This is a genomic window from Shewanella sp. NFH-SH190041, assembly GCF_024363255.1.
Classification (GTDB): domain Bacteria; phylum Pseudomonadota; class Gammaproteobacteria; order Enterobacterales; family Shewanellaceae; genus Shewanella.
This window is the reverse complement of record NZ_AP026070.1, coordinates 3,436,298-3,460,488: the sequence shown is the minus strand read 5'-3', so window position 1 is coordinate 3,460,488 and position 24,191 is coordinate 3,436,298. Positions and strand designations below refer to the sequence as shown.

The 24,191-nt window shown below is 48.1% G+C and carries 20 protein-coding genes and 1 other RNA gene; 6 read left to right on the top strand and 15 right to left on the bottom strand.

Features of this window, described 5'->3' with window-relative positions; genetic code table 11:
- Positions 1 to 76: 76 nt before the first annotated feature.
- The gene (locus NFHSH190041_RS15365; protein WP_261922622.1) at positions 77 to 2,428 is read right to left on the bottom strand and encodes a PilZ domain-containing protein; all 2,352 of its coding nucleotides are present in this window, start codon (positions 2,426 to 2,428) and stop codon (positions 77 to 79) included.
- A gap of 98 nt (positions 2,429 to 2,526) precedes the next feature.
- Here NFHSH190041_RS15365 and radA point away from each other — a divergent pair, with 98 nt between their 5' ends.
- The gene (gene radA, locus NFHSH190041_RS15360) at positions 2,527 to 3,897 is read left to right on the top strand and encodes a DNA repair protein RadA (protein WP_261922621.1); all 1,371 of its coding nucleotides are present in this window, start codon (positions 2,527 to 2,529) and stop codon (positions 3,895 to 3,897) included.
- Between the two features lie 113 nt (positions 3,898 to 4,010).
- On the opposite strand, the gene NFHSH190041_RS15355 is transcribed toward radA, so the two are convergent.
- Positions 4,011 to 4,373, bottom strand: coding sequence for a PilZ domain-containing protein (locus NFHSH190041_RS15355; protein ID WP_261922620.1), 363 nt, complete (start codon positions 4,371 to 4,373; stop codon positions 4,011 to 4,013).
- A gap of 271 nt (positions 4,374 to 4,644) precedes the next feature.
- Here NFHSH190041_RS15355 and torR point away from each other — a divergent pair, with 271 nt between their 5' ends.
- Positions 4,645 to 5,355, top strand: a complete 711-nt coding sequence (gene torR, locus NFHSH190041_RS15350; protein WP_261922619.1) for a two-component system response regulator TorR — start codon at positions 4,645 to 4,647, stop codon at positions 5,353 to 5,355.
- A 57-nt stretch (positions 5,356 to 5,412) separates the two neighbouring features.
- Here the strand turns inward: torR and torD are convergent, their stop codons facing one another.
- From torD to NFHSH190041_RS15330, 4 genes are read right to left on the bottom strand one after another with little or no spacing between them, the layout of a single operon-like run.
- A complete protein-coding gene (gene torD / locus NFHSH190041_RS15345; protein ID WP_261925152.1) occupies positions 5,413 to 6,024 on the bottom strand; it encodes a molecular chaperone TorD in 612 nt (203 codons plus the stop codon).
- Positions 6,021 to 8,513: a trimethylamine-N-oxide reductase TorA gene (gene torA / locus NFHSH190041_RS15340; RefSeq protein ID WP_261922618.1), complete on the bottom strand. Its 2,493-nt coding sequence runs from the start codon at positions 8,511 to 8,513 to the stop codon at positions 6,021 to 6,023. The genes torD and torA overlap by 4 nt, the downstream gene beginning before the upstream one ends.
- A gap of 21 nt (positions 8,514 to 8,534) precedes the next feature.
- Entirely contained in the window at positions 8,535 to 9,713 is a 1,179-nt protein-coding gene (locus NFHSH190041_RS15335; protein ID WP_261922617.1) for a NapC/NirT family cytochrome c, read from the bottom strand.
- Positions 9,714 to 9,749: 36 nt separating this feature from the next.
- Positions 9,750 to 9,920 (bottom strand): periplasmic nitrate reductase, NapE protein, encoded by a 171-nt coding sequence (locus tag NFHSH190041_RS15330; protein WP_261922616.1) that lies wholly within the window; start codon positions 9,918 to 9,920, stop codon positions 9,750 to 9,752.
- Between the two features lie 754 nt (positions 9,921 to 10,674).
- Here NFHSH190041_RS15330 and NFHSH190041_RS15325 point away from each other — a divergent pair.
- Positions 10,675 to 12,027, top strand: a complete 1,353-nt coding sequence (locus NFHSH190041_RS15325) for an NCS2 family permease (protein ID WP_261922615.1) — start codon at positions 10,675 to 10,677, stop codon at positions 12,025 to 12,027.
- Between the two features lie 87 nt (positions 12,028 to 12,114).
- Here NFHSH190041_RS15325 and NFHSH190041_RS15320 read toward each other — a convergent pair whose 3' ends face one another.
- The 3 genes from NFHSH190041_RS15320 to NFHSH190041_RS15310 all read right to left on the bottom strand — a co-directional run bounded on the left by NFHSH190041_RS15320 (position 12,115) and on the right by NFHSH190041_RS15310 (position 16,132).
- Positions 12,115 to 13,473, bottom strand: coding sequence for a YjiH family protein (locus NFHSH190041_RS15320; protein WP_410010837.1), 1,359 nt, complete (start codon positions 13,471 to 13,473; stop codon positions 12,115 to 12,117).
- Between the two features lie 736 nt (positions 13,474 to 14,209).
- On the bottom strand, positions 14,210 to 15,073 hold the full coding sequence (locus NFHSH190041_RS15315; RefSeq protein ID WP_261922614.1) for a U32 family peptidase: 864 nt from the start codon (positions 15,071 to 15,073) through the stop codon (positions 14,210 to 14,212).
- 45 nt (positions 15,074 to 15,118) lie between these two features.
- Positions 15,119 to 16,132 carry a peptidase U32 family protein gene (locus NFHSH190041_RS15310; protein WP_261922613.1) on the bottom strand — a complete coding sequence of 338 codons (1,014 nt, stop codon included), beginning with the start codon at positions 16,130 to 16,132 and terminating at the stop codon, positions 15,119 to 15,121.
- Positions 16,133 to 16,371: 239 nt separating this feature from the next.
- On the opposite strand from NFHSH190041_RS15310, the gene NFHSH190041_RS15305 reads away from it, so the two are divergent.
- Complete coding sequence (locus NFHSH190041_RS15305; protein WP_261922612.1) at positions 16,372 to 16,893, top strand: SCP2 domain-containing protein; 522 nt, start codon at positions 16,372 to 16,374, stop codon at positions 16,891 to 16,893.
- Positions 16,894 to 17,086: 193 nt separating this feature from the next.
- Here NFHSH190041_RS15305 and rpiA read toward each other — a convergent pair whose 3' ends face one another.
- The gene (gene rpiA / locus NFHSH190041_RS15300) at positions 17,087 to 17,743 is read right to left on the bottom strand and encodes a ribose-5-phosphate isomerase RpiA (protein WP_261922611.1); all 657 of its coding nucleotides are present in this window, start codon (positions 17,741 to 17,743) and stop codon (positions 17,087 to 17,089) included.
- Between the two features lie 254 nt (positions 17,744 to 17,997).
- On the opposite strand from rpiA, the gene NFHSH190041_RS15295 reads away from it, so the two are divergent.
- Positions 17,998 to 18,909, top strand: a complete 912-nt coding sequence (locus NFHSH190041_RS15295) for a DUF808 domain-containing protein (RefSeq protein WP_261925150.1) — start codon at positions 17,998 to 18,000, stop codon at positions 18,907 to 18,909.
- A 116-nt stretch (positions 18,910 to 19,025) separates the two neighbouring features.
- On the opposite strand, the gene NFHSH190041_RS15290 is transcribed toward NFHSH190041_RS15295, so the two are convergent.
- The 5 genes from NFHSH190041_RS15290 to NFHSH190041_RS15270 all read right to left on the bottom strand — a co-directional run bounded on the left by NFHSH190041_RS15290 (position 19,026) and on the right by NFHSH190041_RS15270 (position 23,383).
- Positions 19,026 to 19,628 carry a TlpA family protein disulfide reductase gene (locus NFHSH190041_RS15290; protein WP_261922610.1) on the bottom strand — a complete coding sequence of 201 codons (603 nt, stop codon included), beginning with the start codon at positions 19,626 to 19,628 and terminating at the stop codon, positions 19,026 to 19,028.
- A 51-nt stretch (positions 19,629 to 19,679) separates the two neighbouring features.
- Entirely contained in the window at positions 19,680 to 21,848 is a 2,169-nt protein-coding gene (locus NFHSH190041_RS15285; RefSeq protein ID WP_261922609.1) for a TonB-dependent receptor plug domain-containing protein, read from the bottom strand.
- 397 nt (positions 21,849 to 22,245) lie between these two features.
- Positions 22,246 to 22,818 (bottom strand): 5-formyltetrahydrofolate cyclo-ligase, encoded by a 573-nt coding sequence (locus NFHSH190041_RS15280; RefSeq protein ID WP_261922608.1) that lies wholly within the window; start codon positions 22,816 to 22,818, stop codon positions 22,246 to 22,248.
- 18 nt (positions 22,819 to 22,836) lie between these two features.
- Positions 22,837 to 23,018: non-coding RNA, 6S RNA (gene ssrS, locus NFHSH190041_RS15275), on the bottom strand.
- Between the two features lie 8 nt (positions 23,019 to 23,026).
- On the bottom strand, positions 23,027 to 23,383 hold the full coding sequence (locus tag NFHSH190041_RS15270) for a cell division protein ZapA (RefSeq protein WP_261922607.1): 357 nt from the start codon (positions 23,381 to 23,383) through the stop codon (positions 23,027 to 23,029).
- 234 nt (positions 23,384 to 23,617) lie between these two features.
- Here NFHSH190041_RS15270 and NFHSH190041_RS15265 point away from each other — a divergent pair, with 234 nt between their 5' ends.
- Positions 23,618 to 24,190, top strand: coding sequence for a UPF0149 family protein (locus NFHSH190041_RS15265; protein WP_261922606.1), 573 nt, complete (start codon positions 23,618 to 23,620; stop codon positions 24,188 to 24,190).
- Position 24,191: the final 1 nt, after the last annotated feature.

Below are 24,191 nucleotides of genomic sequence, written 5' to 3'. Positions count from 1 at the left end.
CATAAGGCTACGACAATTGCGATTATTCCCTTAGCTATAATGACGATACACATTAACGCTTAACTTTACATCCTCGTTATTTTTGCTTCGTTGCTGTCAGGCTGCCAAACCGCAGGTTTACCTCTTCAGTGATATTGGTGATATCTCCCACGGCAATAATCCGCCATAACCGTTGTTGTAACGCTTTTGCTTTGTGGGCAGCTTGACGTGACAGGTAACCCAATTCCCGCTGAATAGGCGCTAAATCTGGTTTACGTGCGGCGGCAAAGGCCAGTCTTAGGGCGATAAATTGCCCACAGGTTTGGCTTTGTTGCCAAAATGCCAACTGTGCCTTTAGGTTATTGAGTGTTTGGGATGTATAGCAATGTTGAATATGCCCTTGGTGGGACACTCGGATAAATACCTCAACATATTCTTGACTGTATCTGGGACGCATACTGCGCAGCACTGGCATGATTGCTTTGCTTAGCAGACCATCTTGCAATAACGGGCCTAGCTCAAAGCGTTGTTCTTCTGGTTGCTTGAATATCTCCGCGGGTTGCTCTCCATGTGGGCTACTGCCGATAGCGGAAATAAAGATATGCCCCTGTTGTTTTTCGAGAAAGAAAATATTGCCCGGCAGGTGACGCATCATGATGTTTTTCAGTCCTTCTGCCAACGCTGAGTGCTCATTGCCTAGGGTGGGGAGTGGCGACTGTTGTTTGAGTTTTTCCATCACAGTGATGAAATCCTCACTGTGATGGGCTGTTAAGGCACTCAGGTGCACAATACGACCACCGCGGCCAAGTTTAACCAGGTTGCAGTTAAGTGTGGGGAGGTTATCGTGGGTAAAGCGAACCTCAACCTGCTGACCAGTACTCAAACTTGCCGGGTGAGGCAGGCGCAGTTGTACCCCTTGGGAAGAGATATTGTGTAGCCAGCCTTCGATATTGTGTGTTTCCGTGGTTAGGCTGATTTCAGCTTGTTGCTTAACTCTGGCGTCTTTTCGTTTATCAGCGAGTGGGAGGGCGATAAGTTTTACCATACTGCGGCGTAACTTAGGCTGTCCGAAGATTTTTAGCTGATTGGCATCACCATCAGATGGGCGATGGCGGTAAAGCTGATTTGCTGCGCTGTGCGTAATATCTGTCAGATGAATTACATGGCTAAGTTGGCTAAGTTGTTGCTCGATTAAAGGGGCATAACAGCTTTGCTCTCCGGGTAACACAGAGACCTTATAAGTTTGCTGATGGTCTATTTTGTTGCAATTTACTTTGAATATCCGCCAGCCGGGCTTGCTCGCACCATAACTGAGAAAACGGTTGAGCAGGCCATTGGCCTTGAGCTCAGTCAAAGTAGCTGAGTAGAAAAAGGTTTGTCCCTGTCGCTGATGACAGAAGCTGAACATGATCTGGGCGTCACTCGTCTGGCAATCGATTAGCTGTTTTAGTCGGTCGGGAGAAAGCATGGCTGATAACTGATTACACTGGGTTTCATCCAAAAAATAATTGAGTGTCGTGAGGTTATCTTGTCCCAATAGAGCAAATTGAACCGTTGGCTGCTGATTGTCCTGACCGATAAACAGTGGCAGATGAGGCATGTGGGGGAGGTATTGCTGCTCAAGCCCGAGGCCGGTCGTGGTTTGCAGCACATCACTGATATCGGCTCTATAACGGATTTTATAACTGTTAATCAGGTTATTGAGTAAGGTGTCGAGTTTGTCGCTGCCGGGCAGGCGCTGCAGACTGTAAAGCTGTTCATTCTCCACTTCTTGTTGGCTGATAATCCGGTATTCAATTCCTTGGTTGAGCTCATCAAGCAGATATTCCTGTTTAAGTTTTGGCAGTAGTAGCCTGACCGGTAGCGCCGTTTGTAATTGCGTATCAGCAGGCAATCGGATCTGTGCGCCATTAAGGGATAAATCAATACTGTAGCCTTGTACTGGTGGAATGCCTGCCTGAGTCACAATAACCTCTAAGCGGTAATACAGCCGGGTTTCATTACGGTTGAAATAGCTGCCAAGTACAATCTTGGGCACCGGATAGGCACTGTGAGTAATAGTGTCGGAGGGGGGCGCAGACGAATTATCGCTCGGTGTGTACTGTTGCTGCCGACGCTGTTGATGACTGTCCATCACAGCTTCATATACCCCTGTGGTATAGAGATTGCCGTATATGGCTAATGTTCTGTGAAAGACCTCAATCGCAGGGGCATCAAGAAAGTGTTGTTGTTGACCTTGGGTGACAGTCTGACAGTCAAATTCACTTTTATCTCGCAAATCAATAATTCGGGTGCAGGTACTTTTCAGACGGTTTAGTTCCATTTTAATGAGAAACCGGTCTGAATTGGACTCTGTTGCCGTCAGGCGGTTAAAGGCAACCTCAAAATCCGGTTCCATCAGCAAGGGTTTGAGCTGTTCAATAATGGCGTTTTGTAAAGTTGCGCGCATCCGTTGCTCTTTGTCACTGTTTTAAAGATGGGATATTCCTGCCGCATAGGTAACAATAGTGCTTACCTGATTTAAGCTTATACGAATTTAACCGAGTTATGGCAAAGAATAAGACGGCATTTGTCTGTAATGAATGTGGCCAAGATTTTCCCCGTTGGCAGGGGCAATGTAGTGCCTGTAAACAGTGGAACACCATTACTGAGATGCGCCTTGGTCCAAGTAAACCAGCCAAAGGCGGTAGCTTTTCCGGTTATGCCGGTACCAGTGGCAGTGAAGTGCAGACGCTGGATCAGATTGATTTAAATGAACTGCCCCGTTTAAGCAGCTCATTTACGGAGTTTGACCGGGTGCTGGGCGGCGGTATCGTGCCTGGCTCGGCCATTTTGATTGGTGGTCACCCCGGTGCAGGTAAAAGTACTTTGCTGTTACAGACCTTGTGTCAATTGGCAGAAACCTTACCGGCATTGTATGTCACCGGTGAGGAATCCTTGCAACAGGTCGCAATGCGAGCCCATCGTCTTGGGCTGCCAACGGGCAAATTGCGGATGTTGTCAGAAACCAGCGTAGAGGAAATCTGTGAAGTAGCGCTGCGGGAAAAACCCAAGGTGATGGTGGTGGACTCGATTCAGGTGATGCACATGAGTGATGTGCAGTCATCCCCGGGCAGTGTATCCCAAGTGCGTGAGTCAGCGTCTTTTCTGACTCGTTTTGCCAAGCAGCAGGGTATTGCTGTCATCATGGTTGGTCATGTGACTAAAGATGGGAGTTTGGCCGGCCCTAAAGTGCTGGAACACTGTATTGACTGCTCTGTAATGTTTGAAGGGGATAGTGATAGCCGTTACCGAACCTTGCGTTCCCATAAAAACCGTTTTGGTGCCATCAATGAGTTAGGGGTATTTGCTATGACGGAGCGGGGGTTAAAAGAAGTCGCTAATCCGTCGGCGATTTTTCTCTCCCGTGGGGATGATGCCGCGCCCGGTTCATTGGTGATGGTGGTATGGGAAGGTACCCGTCCACTGCTAGTTGAATTGCAGGTATTGGTGGATAGTTCTGCGCTAGCTAATCCTCGCCGAATCGCAGTGGGGATGGATGGTAACCGCTTGGCGATGTTATTGGCGGTAATGCACCGTCATGGCGGATTACAAATGTCAGATCAAGATGTGTTTGTCAACGTGGTCGGTGGGGTCAAGGTGACTGAAACCAGTGCCGATTTGACCATGCTGTTGGCGATGGTATCCAGTTTTCGTAACCATATTCTGCCCCAAGACATGGTGGCTTTTGGCGAGGTGGGCTTAAGTGGTGAAATCCGTCCAGTGCCCAATGGTCAGGAGCGCTTGTTTGAAGCGGCTAAACACGGGTTTAAACGGGCAATTGTGCCCCGTGCTAATGTCCCCAAAAAAGCCCCGGCCGGGATGCAGGTTATCGGTGTCAGCAAATTAAGTGATGCATTGGAAGCATTAGTCGACTGAGTATCAAAACAGTGGCAGTCATAGTGCTGCTATTAGTGTTATGCGTATTTATTTCTTGCATCGGGGACCCGGAGCTGGGCTTTGGGCTCTGCTTTTGTGGCGCAACCGAGGCATTAATCTCTTTGATGGATAAAAAGATCCAGTTCCCGGCTTAAAAGTGTGCTGTCGCCTTTATTCATGGCTACCATATGGCGCAGGTGGCTAATTGAATCCAGATCTATGTGCAGACATTTCAATCCCAGTTGCTCGGTTGTTTCATGTACTGGCTGCATGGCAATACTGATGCAGATATTGGACTCCGGCAGTTGGAAGTCCAGTCGCAATGTTTCGAATTGTCCCCAGTAATTGGCTGGTTTTTCAATCAATGCCCCATTTAGACTCAAATCCAATATCTTGGTGTGCCAATTTTCTTTTTCACTGCTGAGTGTGGCCGGTGTTGCGAACAATATCCGTGAAAATCTGCGTCTGTCATTCATAGCGCTTTCCCAGGTTGAGAACTAATTTGAATGAATGTGAATGTTTTTAAAGCATAAATCATTTTTCAGTTTTTGCTGAAATAATAATTATGCCAAGCAAATTATCATTTTGAATTCGGAAATCTGCTCAAGCATGAGATAAAGCTTAAACTTGATGCAACAGTCTGGTGAACTAAATTTAATCGAATAACCACTTAATTCTTCAAAAATATCCATGAAAATATGAACAAATGTGAATAAAATTAGCGGAGATTAACAACAGGGTGAAACTATGACCTACAATGTTCTGGTTGTGGATGGTGAATCAGCTTTGTTTGGGCAATTAGAAAAGTATTTAGAACCCAACCGTTACCGTCTTATCCGAGTGTCAGACAGCGAGCAGCTGTGGTATGAATTCAATCGTCAGCATATTGATGTCGTGGTGCTGGATATCAATCAGCCGGGGGCTGAAGGGTTACAGATCACCCGGGAGTTACGGGCGCGATCCAATGTCGGCATTGTGCTGCTCAGTGATCGGGATGAAGCGATAGATAGAATTATCGGCCTCGAAATGGGGGCTGATGAGTATATGGCAAAACCATTTGAAATCCGTGAGCTTCTCGTGCGTATTCGTAATCTGCTCTGGCGCATCTCCTTGGTGCGTAAAGCCGAAGCCGCTGTGGCACAGCAGTTTTCCCAGCAGGATAACTTGATCCAGTTTGAGGATTACGAGTTGGAGTTAAACTCCCGTAAGCTACGCAAAGGCTCTGAACTGATTAAGCTGACCAAAGCTGAATTTGAATTGCTGGTGGTATTTGCCTTACATCCTCAGCAGGTATTGTCCCGTGAGCGACTGATGCAGCAGACCAGTCACCGTAATCAAGATGTCAACGACAGAACCATTTATGTGATTATCCGGCGTTTGCGAAATAAGATGTCCAGTGATTTGTTTGTCACTGTCCATGGTGAAGGGTATTTATTTGCGGCTTCTCCCCGGGACTAATTCCATGTCATCTCACAATAAAAAAACGCAGCCTGAGCTGCGTTTTTTATTGGCTGATTACTGGGACAATGCCTCGGTATCTGCCTGAGTCCATTTCAACGTCAATTGTGCCAATGCCCGGTAGAACTGGCCGGGGTCATTACTATCGACCCGGGCAACAAAGCGCGCCAACCAAGAATTAATACAGGTCGTCAGAAAACTGAGCTGTACATCATTGTTGGTATTGGTACACAGTTGTGCCATATAAGCCAGCATCACGGCCAAGTGATCGGCGGGCTCTTTAAAATCACCCTGAACCTGTAGTTTGCTCTGACGCAGAAAATCACACATCTGGTGGTGTTGTTCACCAAAGATCGTAGGATCTGCCTCATCACTTAAGTACAGGCTGGCATAAGGCGAGGCATTATTGCGATCGCCTACGAGGAACAGACCACAGAAATCTGCAGCTAATTCCAGCCGTTGCCGTTCATTGGTCATCTGAGTCAGGGTTGCCAGCAGGAGCTGAACTTGCGGTGCAAGCTCAGGATCCTGCGATAACATTGCCCAAAACTCCAATGCTTCCGGACTGGTCAACTCTTGTTGACGAATGGAACTCACCTCCCTGGCAAACAGGGAGGAAAGCAGGCTATAAACCAAGCTGCGTGCCTGATTCATTTCCTTATCCATTATAGATTTACCTCAATAGGACCACTGAAACCACTTACCTCAGGTACTTTACCTGTGTATTTTTCGTAGTCAACCAGACAGGTGTAAGCAGAGCAAGCCTGTGCCAGTTTAGAGGTACCAATATCCAGTGTCATGGTGTTTGGATCGCCATAGGAATCCAGTGCGCCGATTTCCCAGCCACCGGCCTTAGAGCCATCTTTACCAACAGGGCTGAACCAAGCACCTTCAGAGATACGAATAATGCCTTCAGGGAAGTTAGGTGAAATCACCGCACCAACCAGAGCCTGACCACGATCATTGAATACACGGATCAAATCGCCATTTTTAATGCCACGCTTTTTGGCATCTTGAGCGTTGATATAGCAAGGCTCACGATCTTTTACAGTGTAAGTTGCGCGGAACTCTTCAGATTCACACATCTGTGAGTGCAGACGCTTGTTCGGGTGACAAGACTGCAACCAGATTGGGTGTTTCTTAGAACCTGGACCACCGTGACTACGCTCAACTTTTTCCATCCAAGTTGGGTGTCCTGGACAGTCATCATAGTTGTAGTGCGCAATCTTACGGCTGAAGATTTCGATCAGACCAGATGGAGTACCCAGTGGGTTGATTTCTGGATCTTCACGGAATGCCTGGTGACGAACCCAAGGCTTACCTTGACCGAAGTCGACATAACCTTCTTTCCAGAATGTCATGAACTCAGGCATCTTGAAGTTACCTGCGTTGGCTTGCTTACAGCCGTTGTACAGGTATTCAATCCACTGCAGTTCGGTCATACCTCGGGTGTACTCTTTCTCTTTACCCAGCTTGCGTGCAAAACGGGTAAAGATTTCAAAGTCAGACAGACTTTCGTACAAAGGTTCAACCATCTTATGCATGGCCAAAATACCGCGGTTGGCGTAAGAACCATAGATATCCAGGTCATTACGTTCAAAAGTGGTACAAGCTGGCAGTACGATGTCTGAGAAACGAGCACCGGCGTTCCAGTTGGTATCAATGGTAACCACACACTTCAGCTTACGGTAAGCCTCTTTCATGTGGTTACGGTTTTGGTGGTGGTTCCATGGGTTACAACCGGAGAACACCATCATCTTGATATCAGGGAAGGTTACCTTAGAGCCGTTGGCATCGATCACCTTGCCTGGCTCCATGATGGCATCAATCCAGCGGGCAACCGGAATCACGCTGCTGGCACCTTTAAAGTCAGTACTGTTAAAGATTGGCTTAATGCCTTCATCCAGGTTACGTGGGAATGCGCCAGGCATTGCCGCACCAGATGCGGGGATACCGATACCTGAATAGTGGTGACCATAGCTGATACCACCGCCAGCCAGACCGATTTGACCGATCATGGTTGCCAGTACTGCAGACATCCAGTAAGGCTGTTCACCGTGCTGTTGACGCTGAATACACCAGCCGACCATCATCTGTACACGGCCTGTGGTCATAATCTTAGCCAGTTCACGGATGCGCTCTGGGCTAATGCCACAAATCTTGCTGGCCCACTCAGGGGTCTTTTCAACGCCGTCTGATTTACCCAGCAGGTATTTCAGGAATTCGTCAAAGCCTAAGCTGTAGCCTTGTACGAAGTCTTTGTCGTACAGACCTTTAGTGTACATTTCGTGGGCAATACCCAGCATCAATGGTACGTCGGCCTGAGGGTTAACATACTGGTGTTCACATTCCAGGTAGTCCTGAGTCTTGCTGACCACAGGGTCAACGCTGATCACGCGGATCTTACCTTCTTTAACCTTCTTCTTCAGTTCGGCTAAGTAATAGTAAGACTCGTGGGTTTCAGTGTTCCAGCCCACCTGCAGGTTTTTGTATGGGTCAGTAGACCACATAATAATGGTGTCAGACTGCTCCAGGATCAGTGACCAAGAAGTACCTTGGGCATAAACCTCAGTTGAACCCAGTACGTATGGCAGGATGACCTGACCCGCACCGGTAGAGTAGTCACCCACTTTTTTCACATAGTTACCGTGCATAGAGACAGCACGTTGCATGTGGCTAGTACAAGAGTGCAGCTGACCTACCGCGCGCCAGCCGGTTTGACCGGCGTGCAGGCCGGATGGGCCGTACTTGGTTTGTACTGTGTTCAGGGCGTCGATAAAGATTTCCAGTGCCTGATCCCAGGTCACACGTACGAAGCGGAAATCACCGCGACGAGTCGTGTCACTGTCCCAGCCTTTCAGCAGGTAATCAAGACGGATCATTGGGTAACGGGCACGGCTTGGGTTGTACACAATACCGCGGATACCGTGGATCATATCGGTTGGATATTTATCGGCATCGAATGGTACAACCTGATCAATCACACCGTTTTTACGGTTGATTTTGAATGCACCGAAGTGAGAGGCAGTAATCAACCAGTCTTCAGCCGGTTCACTTAAAGGACCTGCCACTGCACTCAGAGGCTTAAGTACCGATGCGCCGCCGATTGCGACACAGGATACTGACAACAGGCCTTTTAAAAAATGTCTTCTGTTCATTGTCATTATGCGCGTCCTAAATTAGTGCTTACCAGACTTGCTAAAAGTGGATGAATGCTCTTGCAGATACTTCTGTACCAGTGCAGTGGTGTCGTGATCCATGTTCACAAACGCCAGCATACCCTGGAACATACCTGGCCAAGTGTTGGCATCGAAGTGGCCTGGTTCTGGCTGGGTATGACATACGCTACAAGAAGTGCTGTAAGTGTCTTTTGCATAGCTCCACAGTTGATCATTACTGTTTAACAGATAGTCTTTAGCTGTCCATACAGTGACTTCAACACGCTGCCAGGTTAAACCTGTCATAGGATCTTGTTTTTCTTCAAATACTTTGATGGTGCCATCATGCTTAGCTGCGGCTTTAGTCAGCTGAGCAGACAGGATGTTGATACCGAAATCACGATAGATAACGCGGCCTGCACCGATACGCTTACGCCAGCCGTTAATCACGATTTTCACGCGGTTATCTTTAACATCAACCACTTTCACCTTAGTCGCAATATTCAGCATACCGGCATCTTCTTTACCGGTTGGACCTTCAAACAGCTCTTTGGTTAGGGCTGAGTAGTAGTTTTGACCGGCAGAAGGAGTAACGCCTTGGCCTACTTCAGCAATCAGCTGAGGTGCACGTGAAGTACCCATCTTAGGCAGGTGGTGAGCAATACCCTTGTGGCAGTCAATACAGCTCTGATCTTTTTCAGCGGCTGGTTTCATCTGCTTCACGGCCATTGGGGACATTTCATCCCACTTCATTTTCTTGTACTGGTGGCAGTTCTTACAGTTCTGAGACTTGTTACGGTCGTACATCTTCCAAACCACAGTCGCCATTTCCAGACGCTTGGCTTCGTACTTCTCAGGAGTATCGATGGTACCAGTGATCTGGCCATAGATATCACGCAGTGCAGCAACCTTGATACCCATCATCTGAGTCCAGTCATGGGGGATGTGACAGTCAGGACAGGTAGCAGGAACACCAACATTGTTAGACCAGTGAACAGTTTTCATCAGTTCGCTGGTAGGGGCTTTATCAGGAGTATGACAAGTCATACAGAATTCCTGAGTACTGGTATGGTGCAGGCCGGTATTAAAACCGCCCCAGAAAATCATACCCATGATAAAGGCTGAAAGCGCCACTGTACCTACGGTCAGATAGCGGGCAGGTTTGTTAAGTGTACGCCAGAGATTACGTAACCACTTCATATAAAGCTTCCTCGAAATTAAAAGGGTGATAAAGGGTTAGCTGTGTACACTGCTAAACATGTTGTACATCCAAATGCAGAAGCCATAGATGCCAAAAATGCCTGCAAACAGCAGTGGGAATAAAACCACGATAATAAAACCAATCGTTGTTAGCTCTTTACGCTTAGCTTTACTTTCTGATGGTTCTGTGGGGACGTTATTTGCCATAACCTATAAGTCTCCAGAAAGGTTTGGGGGGTTGGGATCTTAGAACTATAGAGCAAGGTTATGAATGGATATGGCACTGGGTGTGAATGGAATTTGATTTGATATGTAAAAATATGAAAATTTAGAAAATAAACTACCTGTGAAGTTCTGTCCCTGAATCACCGACTCGAGATTAGCGCTAGCTGAACCAGATTGGCAAGCAAAATATGCTAAAACCTGATTTATTTAGATTTTTTGTAATGTTAAGCAAGGTCTAAAGTTATTATAATCAGTAACTTGTAAATTATTGATATAAAATTAACTCGCGTATTTTTTACTTTTTTATCATTTTTTTGTTTTAAATTTACGTTTGTAATGCGTGACTTGGGTGAGTGAAACAGTTTTTAAATGTTTAAAAATTGCTGTAACCATGTTCTGTCTCGCCATATCTGTATCATCTCTGAGTGTGATGTGCTGCACATAATGTCCTTCCTTGTTGTGTGTTTATTTTGCGATCCAATTCGCAAAATAATATGGAAGTGCGTTCGCTATCCTGATTTTCGCGTATTATCCGCCGCCAACAAAGGCTGTGTTCCGGAGGAAACTCTGGATGGGTGAACTATTTTGCCTGCAGATCACGCATAGCGTGGATCTCTCACTCGTTGTTTTTTAACTACGAGGCTCTTTCTGCCATGGCCGGCGTCTGTAAGACCAAAATGATGTGACCCGCAGGTGTAATGCCAATGGGTAGGTTCAAAGAGATCAAGGTAATTAAATGAAATCTGCAAAAACAACCTCAGAGGTTGCTGTGTCACCCCTGTTTGAACGGCTGTTCAAACTGTCTCAACGTGGTTCAACTATGCGGCAGGAAGTGATTGCCGGCTTAACTACATTCTTGGCGATGGTCTATTCCGTCATCGTTGTGCCGAAAATGCTGGGTATCGCGGGCTTTGATCCGGGAGCGGTATTTGTTGCCACCTGCTTAGTTGCAGCTTTTGGTTCATTGCTGATGGGGTTATGGGCCAATCTGCCAATGGCTATTGGTTGTGCTGTCTCTTTGACGGCGTTCACTGCGTTTAGCTTGGTATTAGGCCAAGGTATTTCCATTCCTGTCACCCTTGGCGCTATTTTCCTGATGGGGGTGATTTTTACCTTAGTCAGTGTCACTGGTGTGCGTCAGTGGATCTTAACCAATCTTCCAAGAGGCATTGCCAGTGGTACCGGCATTGGTATCGGGTTGTTTTTGTTCCTGATCGCCAGTAACAGTGTTGGGTTGATTGTGGGCAACAGTCAGGGGTTACCTGTGAAGCTGGGCGATATTAATAGCCTTGGGGTAATGGCTTCTGTTGTTGGGCTGGCTGCCACCATTGGCTTAGAGCGTCGCCGTGTGCCAGGTGGCATTTTATTGGTGATTATTGCCCTAACCATATTTGGGGTGATTTTTGATCCCAAAGTGAGCTACCACGGTTTGTTTGCCATGCCTGATTTTACCTCCCAACATAGCTTGGTTGGCCAGCTGGATATTATGGGCGCGCTTAATCCCGTGGTGTTACCAGTGGTGTTGGCATTGGTTATGACGGCGGTATTTGATGCAACAGGCGCGATTCGCGCGATGGCTGGGCAGGCTAATCTTTTGGATAGCCGGGGCAGAATTATTGATGGTGATAAGGCGCTAACAGCCGATTCTGTTAGCAGTATTTTTGCAGGTTTAATGGGTGGTAGCCCGGCAGCTGTGTGTATTGAGTCTGCTGCGGGGACGGCGGCTGGCGGCAAAACCGGTCTAACAGCTACTGTCGTCGGTGTTTTGTTTTTATTGCTGATGTTTCTCTCGCCACTGAGCTATTTAGTGCCGGCTTATGCCACGGCGCCAGCGCTGATGTATGTGGGCATGCTGATGTTGGCCAACGTGTCTAAACTGGATTTTGACGATAAAGTGGATGCCATGTCCGGTTTGACCTGTGCAGTATTTATTGTCTTTACTGCCAATATTGTTACTGGGATCATGTTGGGTTTTGTTGCCTTGGTTATCGGTCGTATCTGCGCCGGTGAGTGGCGTAAACTGAACCTAGCCGTGGTGCTGATTACTATTGGATTGGCGGCATTTTATCTCGGCGGTTGGGCTATTTAACGCTGAGTTTTTAAGTACAGAGCATCAAAAAGCCGACAGTCCTATTTGTCGGCTTTTTTGTACCATTACCGTTGCAATTGCGTCGGTCTAGAAAATCAAATGTGCCATCAGGGCTATCACTGGCAGGGTGACCAGTGTACGTAAAATAAAGATAACAAACAGTTCCCACAATTTTACCGGGATACCTGAACCCAGCAGTAGCGCGCCCACTTCACTCATATAGATCAGCTGAGTGACAGACATTGCCGCAATAACAAACCGGGTTAGATCTGAATGGATTGAGGCGGCCAAAATAGATGGGATAAACATATCAGCAAAACCTACCACAATGGTTTTGGAAGCTTCTGCCGCTTCTGGTATCTGCAACAGATCCAGCAGTGGAATAAATGGTTTACCCATATAAGTAAAGATAGGGGTGTATTCAGCGATGATCAGTGCCAGGGTACCCAGTCCCATTACCACCGGCAGTACACCGAAAATCATATCAACGCTGTTACGTACCCCTTCACTGAAGAAACTCTTTACGCCACCTGAATGTTTCGCCCGAAACAGTGCCCGATCCAGACCCCATGACAGGGCAGAGTGACCTGTGGGAATAATCTCATCTTCAGCATTACGTGGTGTGTTATCAATAAAGTGATCTTTTTTCCAGCTCAATGGTGGCAGGCGAGGCACAACCACGGCGGCAACAATCCCCGCCAGACAGACGGTCAGGTAAAAGGGGACAAATAGGTGAGCCAGATTGACTTGAGAAATCACCACCAGAGAAAAGGTAATAGACACAGCTGAGAAAGTGGTACCGATAACTGCCGCTTCCCGTTGGGTATAAAACTTATCTTGGTACTGTTTGGTGGTTAGCAAGATCCCCACGCTGCCATCACCCAACCAAGATGTCATACAGTCGATAGCGCTACGACCGGGAAGATTAAACAGGGGGCGCATAATGGTCGTCAGTAAGGCACCGAGTAATTCCAGTAACCCGAAATTCAGCAGTAATGGCAGCAGCAAACTGGCGAACAAGAATACACAGAAAAGTACGGGCAGCAGATCATTAAGGACCAATGAGCCGGTATCACCTGAATGAATTGCTTCCGGGCCAATGCCCATATAGGTCATCACAATAAAGCAGGCACCAGCAATACGTACCGCAAACCAAGCCGGGGTCACATTCAGTAGGTTTTTCAAAAAGGGATGCTGGTTAAGCCCCTTGGGTTTAAATACTTTTGCAATGGTCGTGAGCAGCGCGGTAACGACCACGATACAAGTCACTATCAGGGGAAGTTCATCAGCCAGTAACGCTTGCAGCCCTTTGGCAATCACCGCCACAGGGATAGTCAGCGCACTTTGATAATGCACTGGCATCATAAACAGCAATAGACCGATGAAGGATGGCACGATAAATGTGAGTATCGTTTTGGTATTGTGCTTTGAAGTAACTTTTTCCACGAGTCATAAACCCTGAATGGCTGGCTGCCAGAAATCCGTTTCATAAGTGAAAACTTTTTATGCAATTTAGGCAGCTGGTTTATCAATTATTGAGGTTAAAGCTAACCCCTGTTTACATATGGTATAAATTGATATTTTCTGTCATAAAAACCCTATCAACTCACAGCATAAATATACTCTTTTTTTGAGTAGTTATATATTACCCGAAATTTATTATCTGGGGCTATAAATTTTTCAGGTTATCATACTGTGTCGCCGGTGAGTTGCAAAATGCAAATTTGGTAAAATATTTGTATTTTGCTGTTTCAGTTGTAAGCGCGAGGTTATTAGTGGGGAAGTAAGCAAAATAATCGGTAAAACACCAAGTGTTATCCAGTTTCTCCCTTTATTTAGTTAATCAATCTGTGCGGCTTACCGCCTATTGCTGATATTTACCTTCGGCGTTGAACCGTAATGAAAGGATGAACAAGAGCGACATAAATTACGGCTGAGCAAAGGAGCAGACTCAATCAACGTCTGAATTGAATGATATTGAGATTGTGATGGGCATAATATGCTGCATGAATATGCAGTTTTATCTTGCGGTATGCATAAGGTGTGCATTGCCTTTTGAATATGATGTTTTCAGCGTGAGCTGTCATGAGGGCCTGGCCGCAGCGAGTAACCGTTATTACGGCGGCTATTTACTTTAGCTTGGCTGCTTAGCTTAGCTTAGCTTAGCTTAGCTTAGCTTAGTTTAGCTAGATGCCATCCCCGGTTGCCCCTGCCAGTATCCTTGGCATCTTTGGGTTACCTCACTGTTTTGCTTGGTTTGTTGCGCTCCTTGCTGTAGTTGACGCACATAATCAAGGCAGTTATCCCCATCGGGTAAAACGCGATACCAATGCACGCCCATTTGCTGCATCTGCGGGATAAATTGCTGCAGATCGCAGCAGCTTGCTGACTGGGTCTGAATACCATTGAGTCGCAGCAAAGGTTGCCCTATCTGGGTGTTAACAGTAATGCCATTGGCATGGTGTCGGCAGCTTGTCTCACAGCTATCTTTGGTCAAACCCTGTTGGCGGGCGGTAAAACAGCGGGCGGAGTGGGCAAGTGGCAGATAACCATAACCCGTGACTTCCACTTCAACCTCTGGCATAGCCTTATCCGCTAATAAAGCTGCCAGCCATTCCTGTGATTGCTCCAGCGGCATCACAAAGCGTTGCATACCTAATTGATACAAGATTGCCAAACTAGTGGCGTTATACAGGTTTAGCTCAGGCCCGACAGTAAAAGGAACCTCAGCTTCATGAGCCAGCATGACTGCTGCCATATCATTGGCTTCAATGGTGCAGTGGCCGTTTTCGATAATTTTTTTCAGCTCGGTCAGCTCGGAAGGTGCCGTGATTAATGTTAGGGTCGATAACACCACTTGTTTACCTGCTTGCTGCAGTTGTCGGGCAATCGCTAGGTAATCAGCCGTTTTCATCAACCTGCGCCGGGCACAAACAGTCTCCCCCAGATACACCAGCGGGATATCACTTTCTGCGACAGCTTGATAAAAGCGCTGAATTTGCTCGTGCTCCCAGCAGTACTGTAACGGCCCTAATGAAAACTGCATGCTCAATGTCCTTATCTTTTGTGTTCTTTCTTTTGTTCTGGCTTGCTATTGCCAATCTCGGCTATAAGCGCCGGGGGTGGTTATTTGACCTTCTGAGATCTTTGCTAATTGCTTTTGCCATTGGGTTTCAACCCGATAGGAGGATGTTGAATATGTCAGGCTGTCGATGGCTTGCCGCCATACCCGAGTGACCTGATCGACATAAGCCGGGCTGCGTTGCCGTCCTTCAATTTTCAGGGATACCACACCGGCTTGCTGCAGTTGCGGCAGCAGCGTTAATGTGCACAGACTGGTGGGCGCTTGCAACAGATAGGCGGGTTTTGCATCAGGCTTTGTCTGTGATGCAGCAAGATAGCGGCCCTTACAAACGACAGGGTACCCCATGGCATCTTGTAATCCTGAGCGATCGATTAGCATATGATTAAGCAGGGTATCCCGGTTAGCGCCATTTTCCTGCCAGCGGACAAATTTTGCGGGAGAGCAGGAGCCTCCGGTATTAGGGGACTGGCCGGTCACCCAAGAGGATAGTCGGCAACGACCTTCGGCCATAATGCACAGGCTGCCAAATGCAAATACCTCTAAGTCGACAATTTTTTCCCGTCCCAGTGCTTGGATCTGTCGGGTAGAAAGCACGCGGGGCAACACGGCGCGGCGAATATTGAATTGCTGACGGTAAAAACGCAGCGCCGCGGCATTGCTGGCACTGGCTTGTACCGAGAGATGCAAAGGCAGTGCCGGGTGATTAGCTCTGGCATAGGCCAGCAGGGCTAGATCTGCCACGATAACGGCATCCATCCGCAGATCAGCCGCTAAATCAATAGCTTGATACCAGCGGGCTTCTTGTCCCGGCTGTGCGAAGGTATTTAAGGTCAAATAGGCCTGTTTCCCTCGGCGATGGATTAGTTTTACCGCTTGCTCCAGTCGGTCTGGGGTGAAATTGAGCCCGGCAAAGGAGCGCGCATTGGTTTCGTTTCTCAAGCCCAAATAGATAGCATCCGCCCCGGCGATAAGGGCAGATTTTACGGCCGCAAGATTACCCGCTGGGCATAAAAGTTCCATCCTGACAGCATCCTTGTCTCAGTTCAGCAGAGTCTGGCTCTGTAATGTGAATGTGGCGCAAGGTTAGAGTTTGCAGCGCCATTGTTATTGTTATGCGTGATTGAGTGTATAAGTATTTGTTATAACAAGATTTGATATAACGCAGGTTTTTGCAGTACTTCCTCGGCTAAACTGCGGTGATTTGATGATAATTCAAACAATTGTGTTGAATGAAATAGCAATAACAATAGGAGATAAGGATGGTGCAGGCGCTGGGTGCCCGGATGGCAAAGCAGTTATTAAAGCACACCCCTAACATTGCGGCGAAGCCTTTGGCTATTGTGCCTTTTGCCTTGAAGGCAAAAATCATTGCATCCCTGCTACGGCAGATGCTGCAACAGCAGATGGACGATGGTGAATTGGCATTTTTACAGCAACGCACTGTAGCGGTAACGGTGACGGATCTGAAATTGGCATTTGTGGTGCAGTATGATGGCGATTGGTTGGTGACGCCTCGGATGCCAGGTCAGGCTGCAGATGTCAGTTTTAGTGCCGCGTCCCAGGAGCTGCTGTTGATTGCCGCAAGTAAAGAAGATCCCGACACCTTGTTTTTCCAGCGCCGCTTGGTGATAGAAGGCGATACTGAGTTGGGGCTGGAAGTCAAAAACTTACTGCTGCAGCTTGAGTTAGATGCATTGCCTTTACCTGTGCGTTTATCAGTAACCGCTCTGGCGGCCAGTTTGATGCATTTGCAGTGCAGCGCTGAATATCAGCCGCACTAATGGTTTCGCTGTTGCTATGCCAAAGGCTCAGATTGAGGTAAAGGCACAGACTGAGGTAGTAGCTCTTGAGAGCTTAGCGTACAGGTTGGACTGCTGAGGTAGAAAAAAGCCTCCCAGAGATGGTTGAGTGGGAGGCTTTTGGTAACCGTGTCAGCCCCGGCTAACAATGATGCCAGGTGGGCAAACACAGGTATTATTTGATGGTTTTGACCCCATCAGGGCTGCCGACCAGCAAGACATCTGCACCGCGGTGGGCAAACAGACCATTGGTAACCACACCAACAATGGCGTTGATCTGAGTTTCCAGTTCTTTAGGGTTGATTATCTGCATGTTATAAACATCCAGAATAATATTGCCGTTATCTGTGACACACCCTTCACGGTAAACCGGATCGCCACCCAGTTTCACTAGCTCACGAGCCACATAAGAGCGCGCCATCGGGATGACTTCAACGGGCAGCGGGAAGGTACCAAGTACATCAACCTGTTTGCTGCTATCGGCAATACAGATAAATTTATCTGCCACGGCGGCAACAATTTTTTCCCGGGTTAAGGCCGCACCACCGCCTTTGATCATCGCCATGTGCGGATTAATCTCATCGGCACCGTCCACATAGATGGACAGTTCATTGACACTGTTCAGATCAAATACTGGAATACCCAGTGCTTTCATTTTTTCGGTGGAGGCCACAGAGCTGGATACCGCGCCTTCAATATCGGCTTTCATGGTGGCCAGTGCATCGATGAAGTGGTTAACAGTCGACCCTGTGCCTACCCCAACAATGGTGTCTTTCTCAACATATTGCAGAGCAGCCCAAGCGGCGGCTTTTTTCATTTCATCTTGAGTCATAGATAAATCCTTCCATCGGGAAACGGTAACTGGGTTCGATTATACCGATTTGTATCCGCAACAAAGTGTTGCAGTGCAAATTCCTGCACATCCCAAGCGGCCCGATTTGCTGACACTTTGACGCATTGCTTGGGCAATCTAAATCAAAGTTAATTTATTTAACCGGATAACGGTAGAGTAGGATCCCGCGACAGCAATTAATTCAACATAGCAATGGCCTTGGCAACCGGGTTGACCGAGGCGGGAGAAACATGATGGCCGGTGCAAGCTTACTGACCTTACTCGATGATATAACAGCAATTTTGGATGATATTGCTTTAATGAGCAAAGTGGCCGCGCGTAAAACTGCCGGGGTGTTGGGTGATGATTTAGCCCTTAATGCCCAGCAGGTAAGCGGCGTCAATGCTGAGCGGGAACTGCCAGTCGTGTGGGGCGTGGCCAAAGGCTCCTTAATGAATAAAGCCATCTTAGTGCCAGCGGCGCTGTTGATCAGTGCTTTTGTGCCATTTCTGATCACCCCATTGTTGATGTGTGGTGGTTTGTTTCTCTGTTTTGAAGGCACGGAAAAGCTCTGGCATGCCTGGTGTCACCGGGGAGAAAGTGCCGAGCGGGAAAGTTTGCCAACCGATATTGATCCTGCCGTCTATGAACGGGACAAAGTCAAAGGCGCTATCCGTACCGATTTTGTACTGTCTGCCGAAATCATTGCCATCACCTTAGGTGTGGTGGCCGATGCAGATTTTCTGACCCAACTGTTTACCCTCGTGATTATTGCCATTGTGATGACGGCAGGGGTTTATGGCATTGTGGCGGCCATTGTCAAACTGGATGATGCCGGGCTGTATTTGGTTCGTCGGGAAAAGGCATCCGGTATGACCCTGTGGCTGGGGAATCTGTTGCTGGCTGCGGCACCTAAATTGATGAAACTGCTGACCATCGTTGGCACCATCGCCATGTTTATGGTCGGGGGCGGCATTTTGGTTCATGGCCTGCACAGTATCGGCGCGTACTTTGACCATCTGGCTACCTTAGTTCAGCCATGGGCGGGTATCGGACCTGTATTGGCTTATTTGTTGCCAACCGTGCTGCATACCTTGTTCGGAGTGTTAGCCGGCGCTGTCGCTTTAGTCGTGGTATCCGGCATTAGCCGTTTACGGGGAAAATAAACTGTCTGGCTAATTCTGCTAACTCATCTACCAAGCAGGGAGCGGCATGCATCATCTGGACATCATTGCCGCTCAGCGAGCCTGATCTCACGGTAATTGTACTGCGCTGGGCGTAGTTACAGTCGCTTGGCGCTGAGTGTGTCTGCATTGCAGTCCAGCCCCAATCGCTGTTGCAATAACGGCTTTAAGGTACTGAGTTTAACGTATCCGCGCAGGTAGCCGCTTAACTGCCCTTGTTGATCAGCTATGAGTGTAATGGGGGTCGCGGGCAGTTCACCAAGCTGCTGCATCATCTCGCGGCCAACCTGATAGCCGGGAAAATCCAGCTGCATTTGCCACCAGGTTTTTTTTAGTGTGGCGCGATCGGCGCCGGTTCCCAGTGCAACGGCCTGCAGCTGTCCATGACAACTGGCCAGCAGCTGGTTAAGGGCTTTTCCCTGTTTAACACACCAGCTGCAGCCCGGCTCAAAGAACATCATCAAGGTTGGTTTACCTGTCAGATGTTGCAGCGTGCCATCACTACTGCGCGCATTATTGCTGCCATTAAGTGCTTGATGTTGGTAACCCAGTAACGGCACCTGGGGGCTGTTATCTCCATCTTGAGTATGGTGATGCGTGGCGGTGGTTTGGTTTTGCGCAAATACCGGGGTGATAAGCCCGTGGGCGCCGAATAGTATGGCAAAGAGTACTGTGGTAAGCCGTTGAGACAGCGATAACATCGGGGAAACCTCAGAAATTAAGCCGCCATAGCGGCGGCTGTTTTAGACGTATCAGAAGCTGGCTTTAATGCCGGCATATACTTCCCGGCCGCGCAGCGGTCCCCAGATGTATGCGACATCATATCCACCTGAAGCATCGAAGAATAACGGTGTTTCTCCTTCAGTCACCTGGGTGTAATCAAACAGGTTATTAACGCCTGCATAGAAATCGATATTGTCGCTCAGTGCTCGGGTCACCTTCAGATCCAGCGTCCAGTAAGATGGTGCTTTGGTCGATTTTTTCGAGGCCAGAATCACATCGCCATTGCTGTCAATCTGGTTGTAACCTTCATAGCCATAGTCCGCCAGATCCCGCGCGCCAATCCATACTAAGTTGGCAAAGATATCCCAGCCGTGCACCAGCCAGTCAGCATTCAGGGTCAGGCGCTCTTCCACCGGAGCCAGAGAATAAGAGGATTTAAAGGCATCGTCGTAGAAGAAGCCTTCAGCGGTAAAGTTCAGGGTCAAATTGTCACTGACATCATAGCCAAAGGCGATATCTGCTGTGGTCACTGCCGCGGTTTCATCCATCTGGGTTAGCAGTGGTACACCTTTGTCGGTTTCCGTGAGCATGGCCAGATGTTCCACTTCAGTCCATGCCACGGAGGTGGTCATGGTCAGGGCGTCACCTGTGTAACTTAAGGCATAGGTAGCGGATGTGGAGCGTTCTAACTCCTCGATATCAATTTCAAATCCCAGTGCCGCGTCAAGTACACCGTGGTCGGTTTCAAAGAAAGACAGCGGTGCACGGTAACCGCGTCCGGCGGACAGGCGAGAGGTCCAGCTATCGTTGTGGCTATAGCGAATATCAACCCGTGGCGCGAGAATGGACTTATCAATTTCTGTGCCCGGTTTTTTCGGGTCGATAAAGTCAGCTTGCACATGGTCATATCTCAGCGCCATGGCAATTTCCAACTCATCCGTTGCCTGCCAGGTATCTTGCAGGTAGAAACCCAATACATCGTAATCAAAAGAGTCGGAAACATAATCTGGTTCGCCTTCACCGCTGGAGCGAGAACGCATTTCTTCCCGGCGATTATCACTACCAAATGTCAGTAGATGACTGTCATTCAGGAAATAATTGAACCTAGCATCCAGATACACCATGGTATCTTCGGCATAGTAGCGAAATCCCTCATAGAAAGAGTCCTGCATATGATCGGAATAGCTGGTTGATAGGGTCATATTCCAGTCGCTACTCAGTTCATGTAGCCAGCTTAAAGAGACCTCATCTCGCTGAGTATGGATCCACTCAGTGGTTTCCCAGGCTTTGCCGATAAAGTCATTACGTACATCACCACCGGCAAACAGTTCATCTGACTCTACGTTATCAAAGGCGCTTAACACTGTGCCTATGCTGCTGGCTTTACCGTCAGCATAGGTTTCTCCTAACATGGGGCCGCCGAAAATTTCTGAATCAACATTGGAATAGCGCAGTACGAGGTTATCGCTGTCAGTCAGATCATGGGACATGCGCACTGTGAAGGTACGGTTTTCCTGAGCAGGAGCTTCATTGACCTTGTTATTATCTTCATCCACCTGATCTCTATCATCATATTGCGCAATCAGGGTGACTCGGCTACGGCCATCTTCACTGACCCCTGTGCCCAGTATGCCGACTTTTCGGTTGCCATTTTCTCCGGCGGAAATATCCACTGTTGCACCGTTTTCAGTGGCTGTTTTGGTAATGATATTGATGGTGCCGCCGATGGCTTCTGGTGCAATCAGTGATGCGCCAGCGCCGCGAGCCACTTCAATCCGGTCAAGGCCCGTGGTGGGGATGGCATCAACGGCATAATAACCGGCAATCATGGCATGCACCGGCAATCCATCCACTAAAATGGTGGTTTGCTCGCCGCGCAGACCGTTGAGCATAATGCGTTTAACCCCACACATGGAGCACTCATTGGAGACTCGGACGCCCGGGGTGTTATTGATGGCCTCAGTAAGATTGACGGCATTTTTGTTATCCATCAATTCAGAACCAATTACCTCGGTTTTCATGATGTTATCGGATAAAACCCCGGCCTTTTCTAACCGCTGGCGTACGCCACGCACCTCAATGGTTTCAATTTTTTCTTCGGCTGTGGTGTCGGTTTTAGCGGGTTTACTGTGTGCCAGGGCATTAGGAGCGGTGATGGCCAGCAAAACGGCCAATGCTACAGAGGTTTTATTAAACATTGATCCTGTCTCTTATTATGAATTCCATGAAAACCGGTGGGCGGTACCGGATAAGTGACATAAAGGTTAATGAGAATGGTTCGCAACAGCAATGGCGTTTGCGCACTTTAGTTGCAGTAATGTTGAAAAGTTAAGGCTTGATCACAAAACAGTAGTTTTGTTATGCAGAGTTTGATATTTCGTTGCTGACGGCAACAATGTCAGGTAGGAAGACACGCAAGACAGAAGAACAGAGATTAATAAAAGTCGATTAACTAGGGGCTGTTAACCTTTCGTAGTGACATTTTGTTCGAGATAAAAGCGTTTTAATCGCGGCGAGTGGTTTGTCGCCTAGTTATTCTAAGCAAGAACCGCTCTTGATTCTTTACTCTTGATAGCTGTGTTCTATACCTTGGGGTTAACGACACAGATGGATCGTATCCGGGGTAATAATGGCGTGTAACGGCATATCCCAGTCAGCAATTGGCAGAGACTCGACCTGTTGACAGCTATGGGCCAATCCCATCGCGGGGGGCGCATTTTCTGCACTAAGGGTTCGATCATAAAAGCCCCCCCCCATGCCAAGCCGGTTGCCCTGAGTGTCAAAGGCAACTAATGGGGTGAGAATTGCATCGAGCTGATGCACAGGTTGCACCTGACGCACATCCAGTTGCGGCTCAGCAATACCAAAGCGGTTTTTCCCCATGGGGGTATGGGCATCATAATGCAAAAATAATAAATGCCCGGCACAAAATGGATGCAGGATTGGTAGGTAGGTTTTGATGCCTTGTTGCCACAAAGCGTGTATCAGTGGCGCTGTATCTAGTTCACCATCAGTCGCATGGTAGAGGGCAATATGGCGATAATGATGCTGCTGAAGTAGCGGGGGAAGGTGCTGGGCCAGCCTAGCAGCAGCTTGTTGCTGCTGCTCAGGTGTGAGTGCGTTGCGCCGCTGGCGCATCTGGCGTCTTATCCGGCTTCTGGTTTCCATCACCATGCCTGAAATTGGATGCTCTCCAAAGTGCCGTTATCGGTGTAAGCCCTTGAACCGTAGGTTCAAGGCGGGTAAGCGATTACCGCCTAAGGCTTCTCGGTACGAGCCGAGCATGCTCAATGTTGGTAAAGCGTTCACCCTGGGTCTAAAAATATCGGCACAGGGACATTACCGACTGTCGTACACCCCAGAGAGCAATAAACTGTTATTGTGAATCGTCTGCGTCTGACGCAGTAGCATCTGGTTTGGCAGTGTAATTCGCCTGACGTTCCCGTTCAACCAGTGCATTTTCAATCGTGGCCTGCAATAGCGCAATACGTTCATCCATGCGTCTATTATATTCCTGATTATTCTGCTTTTCTTCAAAAAGTTCATAACCAATATTGAGTGCAGCCATGATGGCAATTTCTTCGCGGCTTAAATTATTGGTTCGCGCTTTGAGGGACAACAACTGTTTTTCCAGTTTGTCTGCCACATTTCGGAGCGCGGGTTCCTGACCTGCAGGACAGGCGATAGAGTATGTGCGACCCAACAGGGTGATATCAACTGCACTGCTACTCATGGAACGCTGGTATCCTTTCTTTAAGCTCTTGTGCCGGACTATATAAGGCGCGGGACTAAAGTGCAAGATAACTGCATTGTGAAATCGCCTCGGATCACTGTGTTTGTTGAGCAAGTGAGCAGGCTGGCACAGCATAGGATAATTTTTGTGCCTTCAGACGATTATCCCATCTTGGTGACAGGGGGGGAACTCTGCTAGCATGGCAGCAATAAACTGTATTTTTGGAAATCACCTATGGCTAACCCTCCATCCATTTGTATTGAAAATCTCAAGGCAGCCTTAAATCACGCAGAAATCGGTCAGCATCCGGTGGAAGTTCACGGTGCCCTGGTGGGGTTGATCGCCGGTGGCGTTGAATCACAGCAAGATGGCTGGCATAAGCCGTTGGCAGACTTGATGCACGATGGTCAGCCATTACCGGCAGAATTGAAGCATCTGGTGGCAGATATGTACCAAGATGCCACAGCCCGCCTTGCAGATGTGGAATTTGGGTTTGTTCCTATGCTGCCAGAAGAGGAAGAGCCGCTGGCAGATCGGGTTGAGGCATTGTCACTGTGGACCCAAAGCTTTTTGACCGGGCTTGCTATTATTCAACCAAAGCTGAATAAAGGCTCTGCCGATGTGCGAGAAGTCATTCAAGACTTAGCTGAAATTGCCCGGGTAGAACTGGACGTGACCGAGGATGAGGAATCAGAAGCCGCCTATATGGAAATTCTGGAATTTGTCCGTATGGCCGCGATTTTGTGTTATTCCGAATTTGGCCCTGAGCCGTCGGCAGATAACCAAGAAGAAAAGGTGATCCACTAAG

What these genes read in the sequence shown, in the direction of transcription:
- NFHSH190041_RS15365 (WP_261922622.1), bottom strand. Translation starts at nt 2,428, where the DNA reads ATGCGCGCAACTTTACAAAACGCCATTATTGAACAGCTCAAACCCTTG.
- radA (WP_261922621.1), top strand. Translation starts at nt 2,527, where the DNA reads ATGGCAAAGAATAAGACGGCATTTGTCTGTAATGAATGTGGCCAAGAT.
- NFHSH190041_RS15355 (WP_261922620.1), bottom strand. Translation starts at nt 4,373, where the DNA reads ATGAATGACAGACGCAGATTTTCACGGATATTGTTCGCAACACCGGCC.
- torR (WP_261922619.1), top strand. Translation starts at nt 4,645, where the DNA reads ATGACCTACAATGTTCTGGTTGTGGATGGTGAATCAGCTTTGTTTGGG.
- torA (WP_261922618.1), bottom strand. Translation starts at nt 8,513, where the DNA reads ATGAACAGAAGACATTTTTTAAAAGGCCTGTTGTCAGTATCCTGTGTC.
- NFHSH190041_RS15335 (WP_261922617.1), bottom strand. Translation starts at nt 9,713, where the DNA reads ATGAAGTGGTTACGTAATCTCTGGCGTACACTTAACAAACCTGCCCGC.
- NFHSH190041_RS15330 (WP_261922616.1), bottom strand. Translation starts at nt 9,920, where the DNA reads ATGGCAAATAACGTCCCCACAGAACCATCAGAAAGTAAAGCTAAGCGT.
- NFHSH190041_RS15325 (WP_261922615.1), top strand. Translation starts at nt 10,675, where the DNA reads ATGAAATCTGCAAAAACAACCTCAGAGGTTGCTGTGTCACCCCTGTTT.
- NFHSH190041_RS15315 (WP_261922614.1), bottom strand. Translation starts at nt 15,073, where the DNA reads ATGCAGTTTTCATTAGGGCCGTTACAGTACTGCTGGGAGCACGAGCAA.
- NFHSH190041_RS15310 (WP_261922613.1), bottom strand. Translation starts at nt 16,132, where the DNA reads ATGGAACTTTTATGCCCAGCGGGTAATCTTGCGGCCGTAAAATCTGCC.
- NFHSH190041_RS15305 (WP_261922612.1), top strand. Translation starts at nt 16,372, where the DNA reads ATGGTGCAGGCGCTGGGTGCCCGGATGGCAAAGCAGTTATTAAAGCAC.
- rpiA (WP_261922611.1), bottom strand. Translation starts at nt 17,743, where the DNA reads ATGACTCAAGATGAAATGAAAAAAGCCGCCGCTTGGGCTGCTCTGCAA.
- NFHSH190041_RS15295 (WP_261925150.1), top strand. Translation starts at nt 17,998, where the DNA reads ATGGCCGGTGCAAGCTTACTGACCTTACTCGATGATATAACAGCAATT.
- NFHSH190041_RS15290 (WP_261922610.1), bottom strand. Translation starts at nt 19,628, where the DNA reads ATGTTATCGCTGTCTCAACGGCTTACCACAGTACTCTTTGCCATACTA.
- NFHSH190041_RS15285 (WP_261922609.1), bottom strand. Translation starts at nt 21,848, where the DNA reads ATGTTTAATAAAACCTCTGTAGCATTGGCCGTTTTGCTGGCCATCACC.
- NFHSH190041_RS15280 (WP_261922608.1), bottom strand. Translation starts at nt 22,818, where the DNA reads ATGGAAACCAGAAGCCGGATAAGACGCCAGATGCGCCAGCGGCGCAAC.
- NFHSH190041_RS15270 (WP_261922607.1), bottom strand. Translation starts at nt 23,383, where the DNA reads ATGAGTAGCAGTGCAGTTGATATCACCCTGTTGGGTCGCACATACTCT.
- NFHSH190041_RS15265 (WP_261922606.1), top strand. Translation starts at nt 23,618, where the DNA reads ATGGCTAACCCTCCATCCATTTGTATTGAAAATCTCAAGGCAGCCTTA.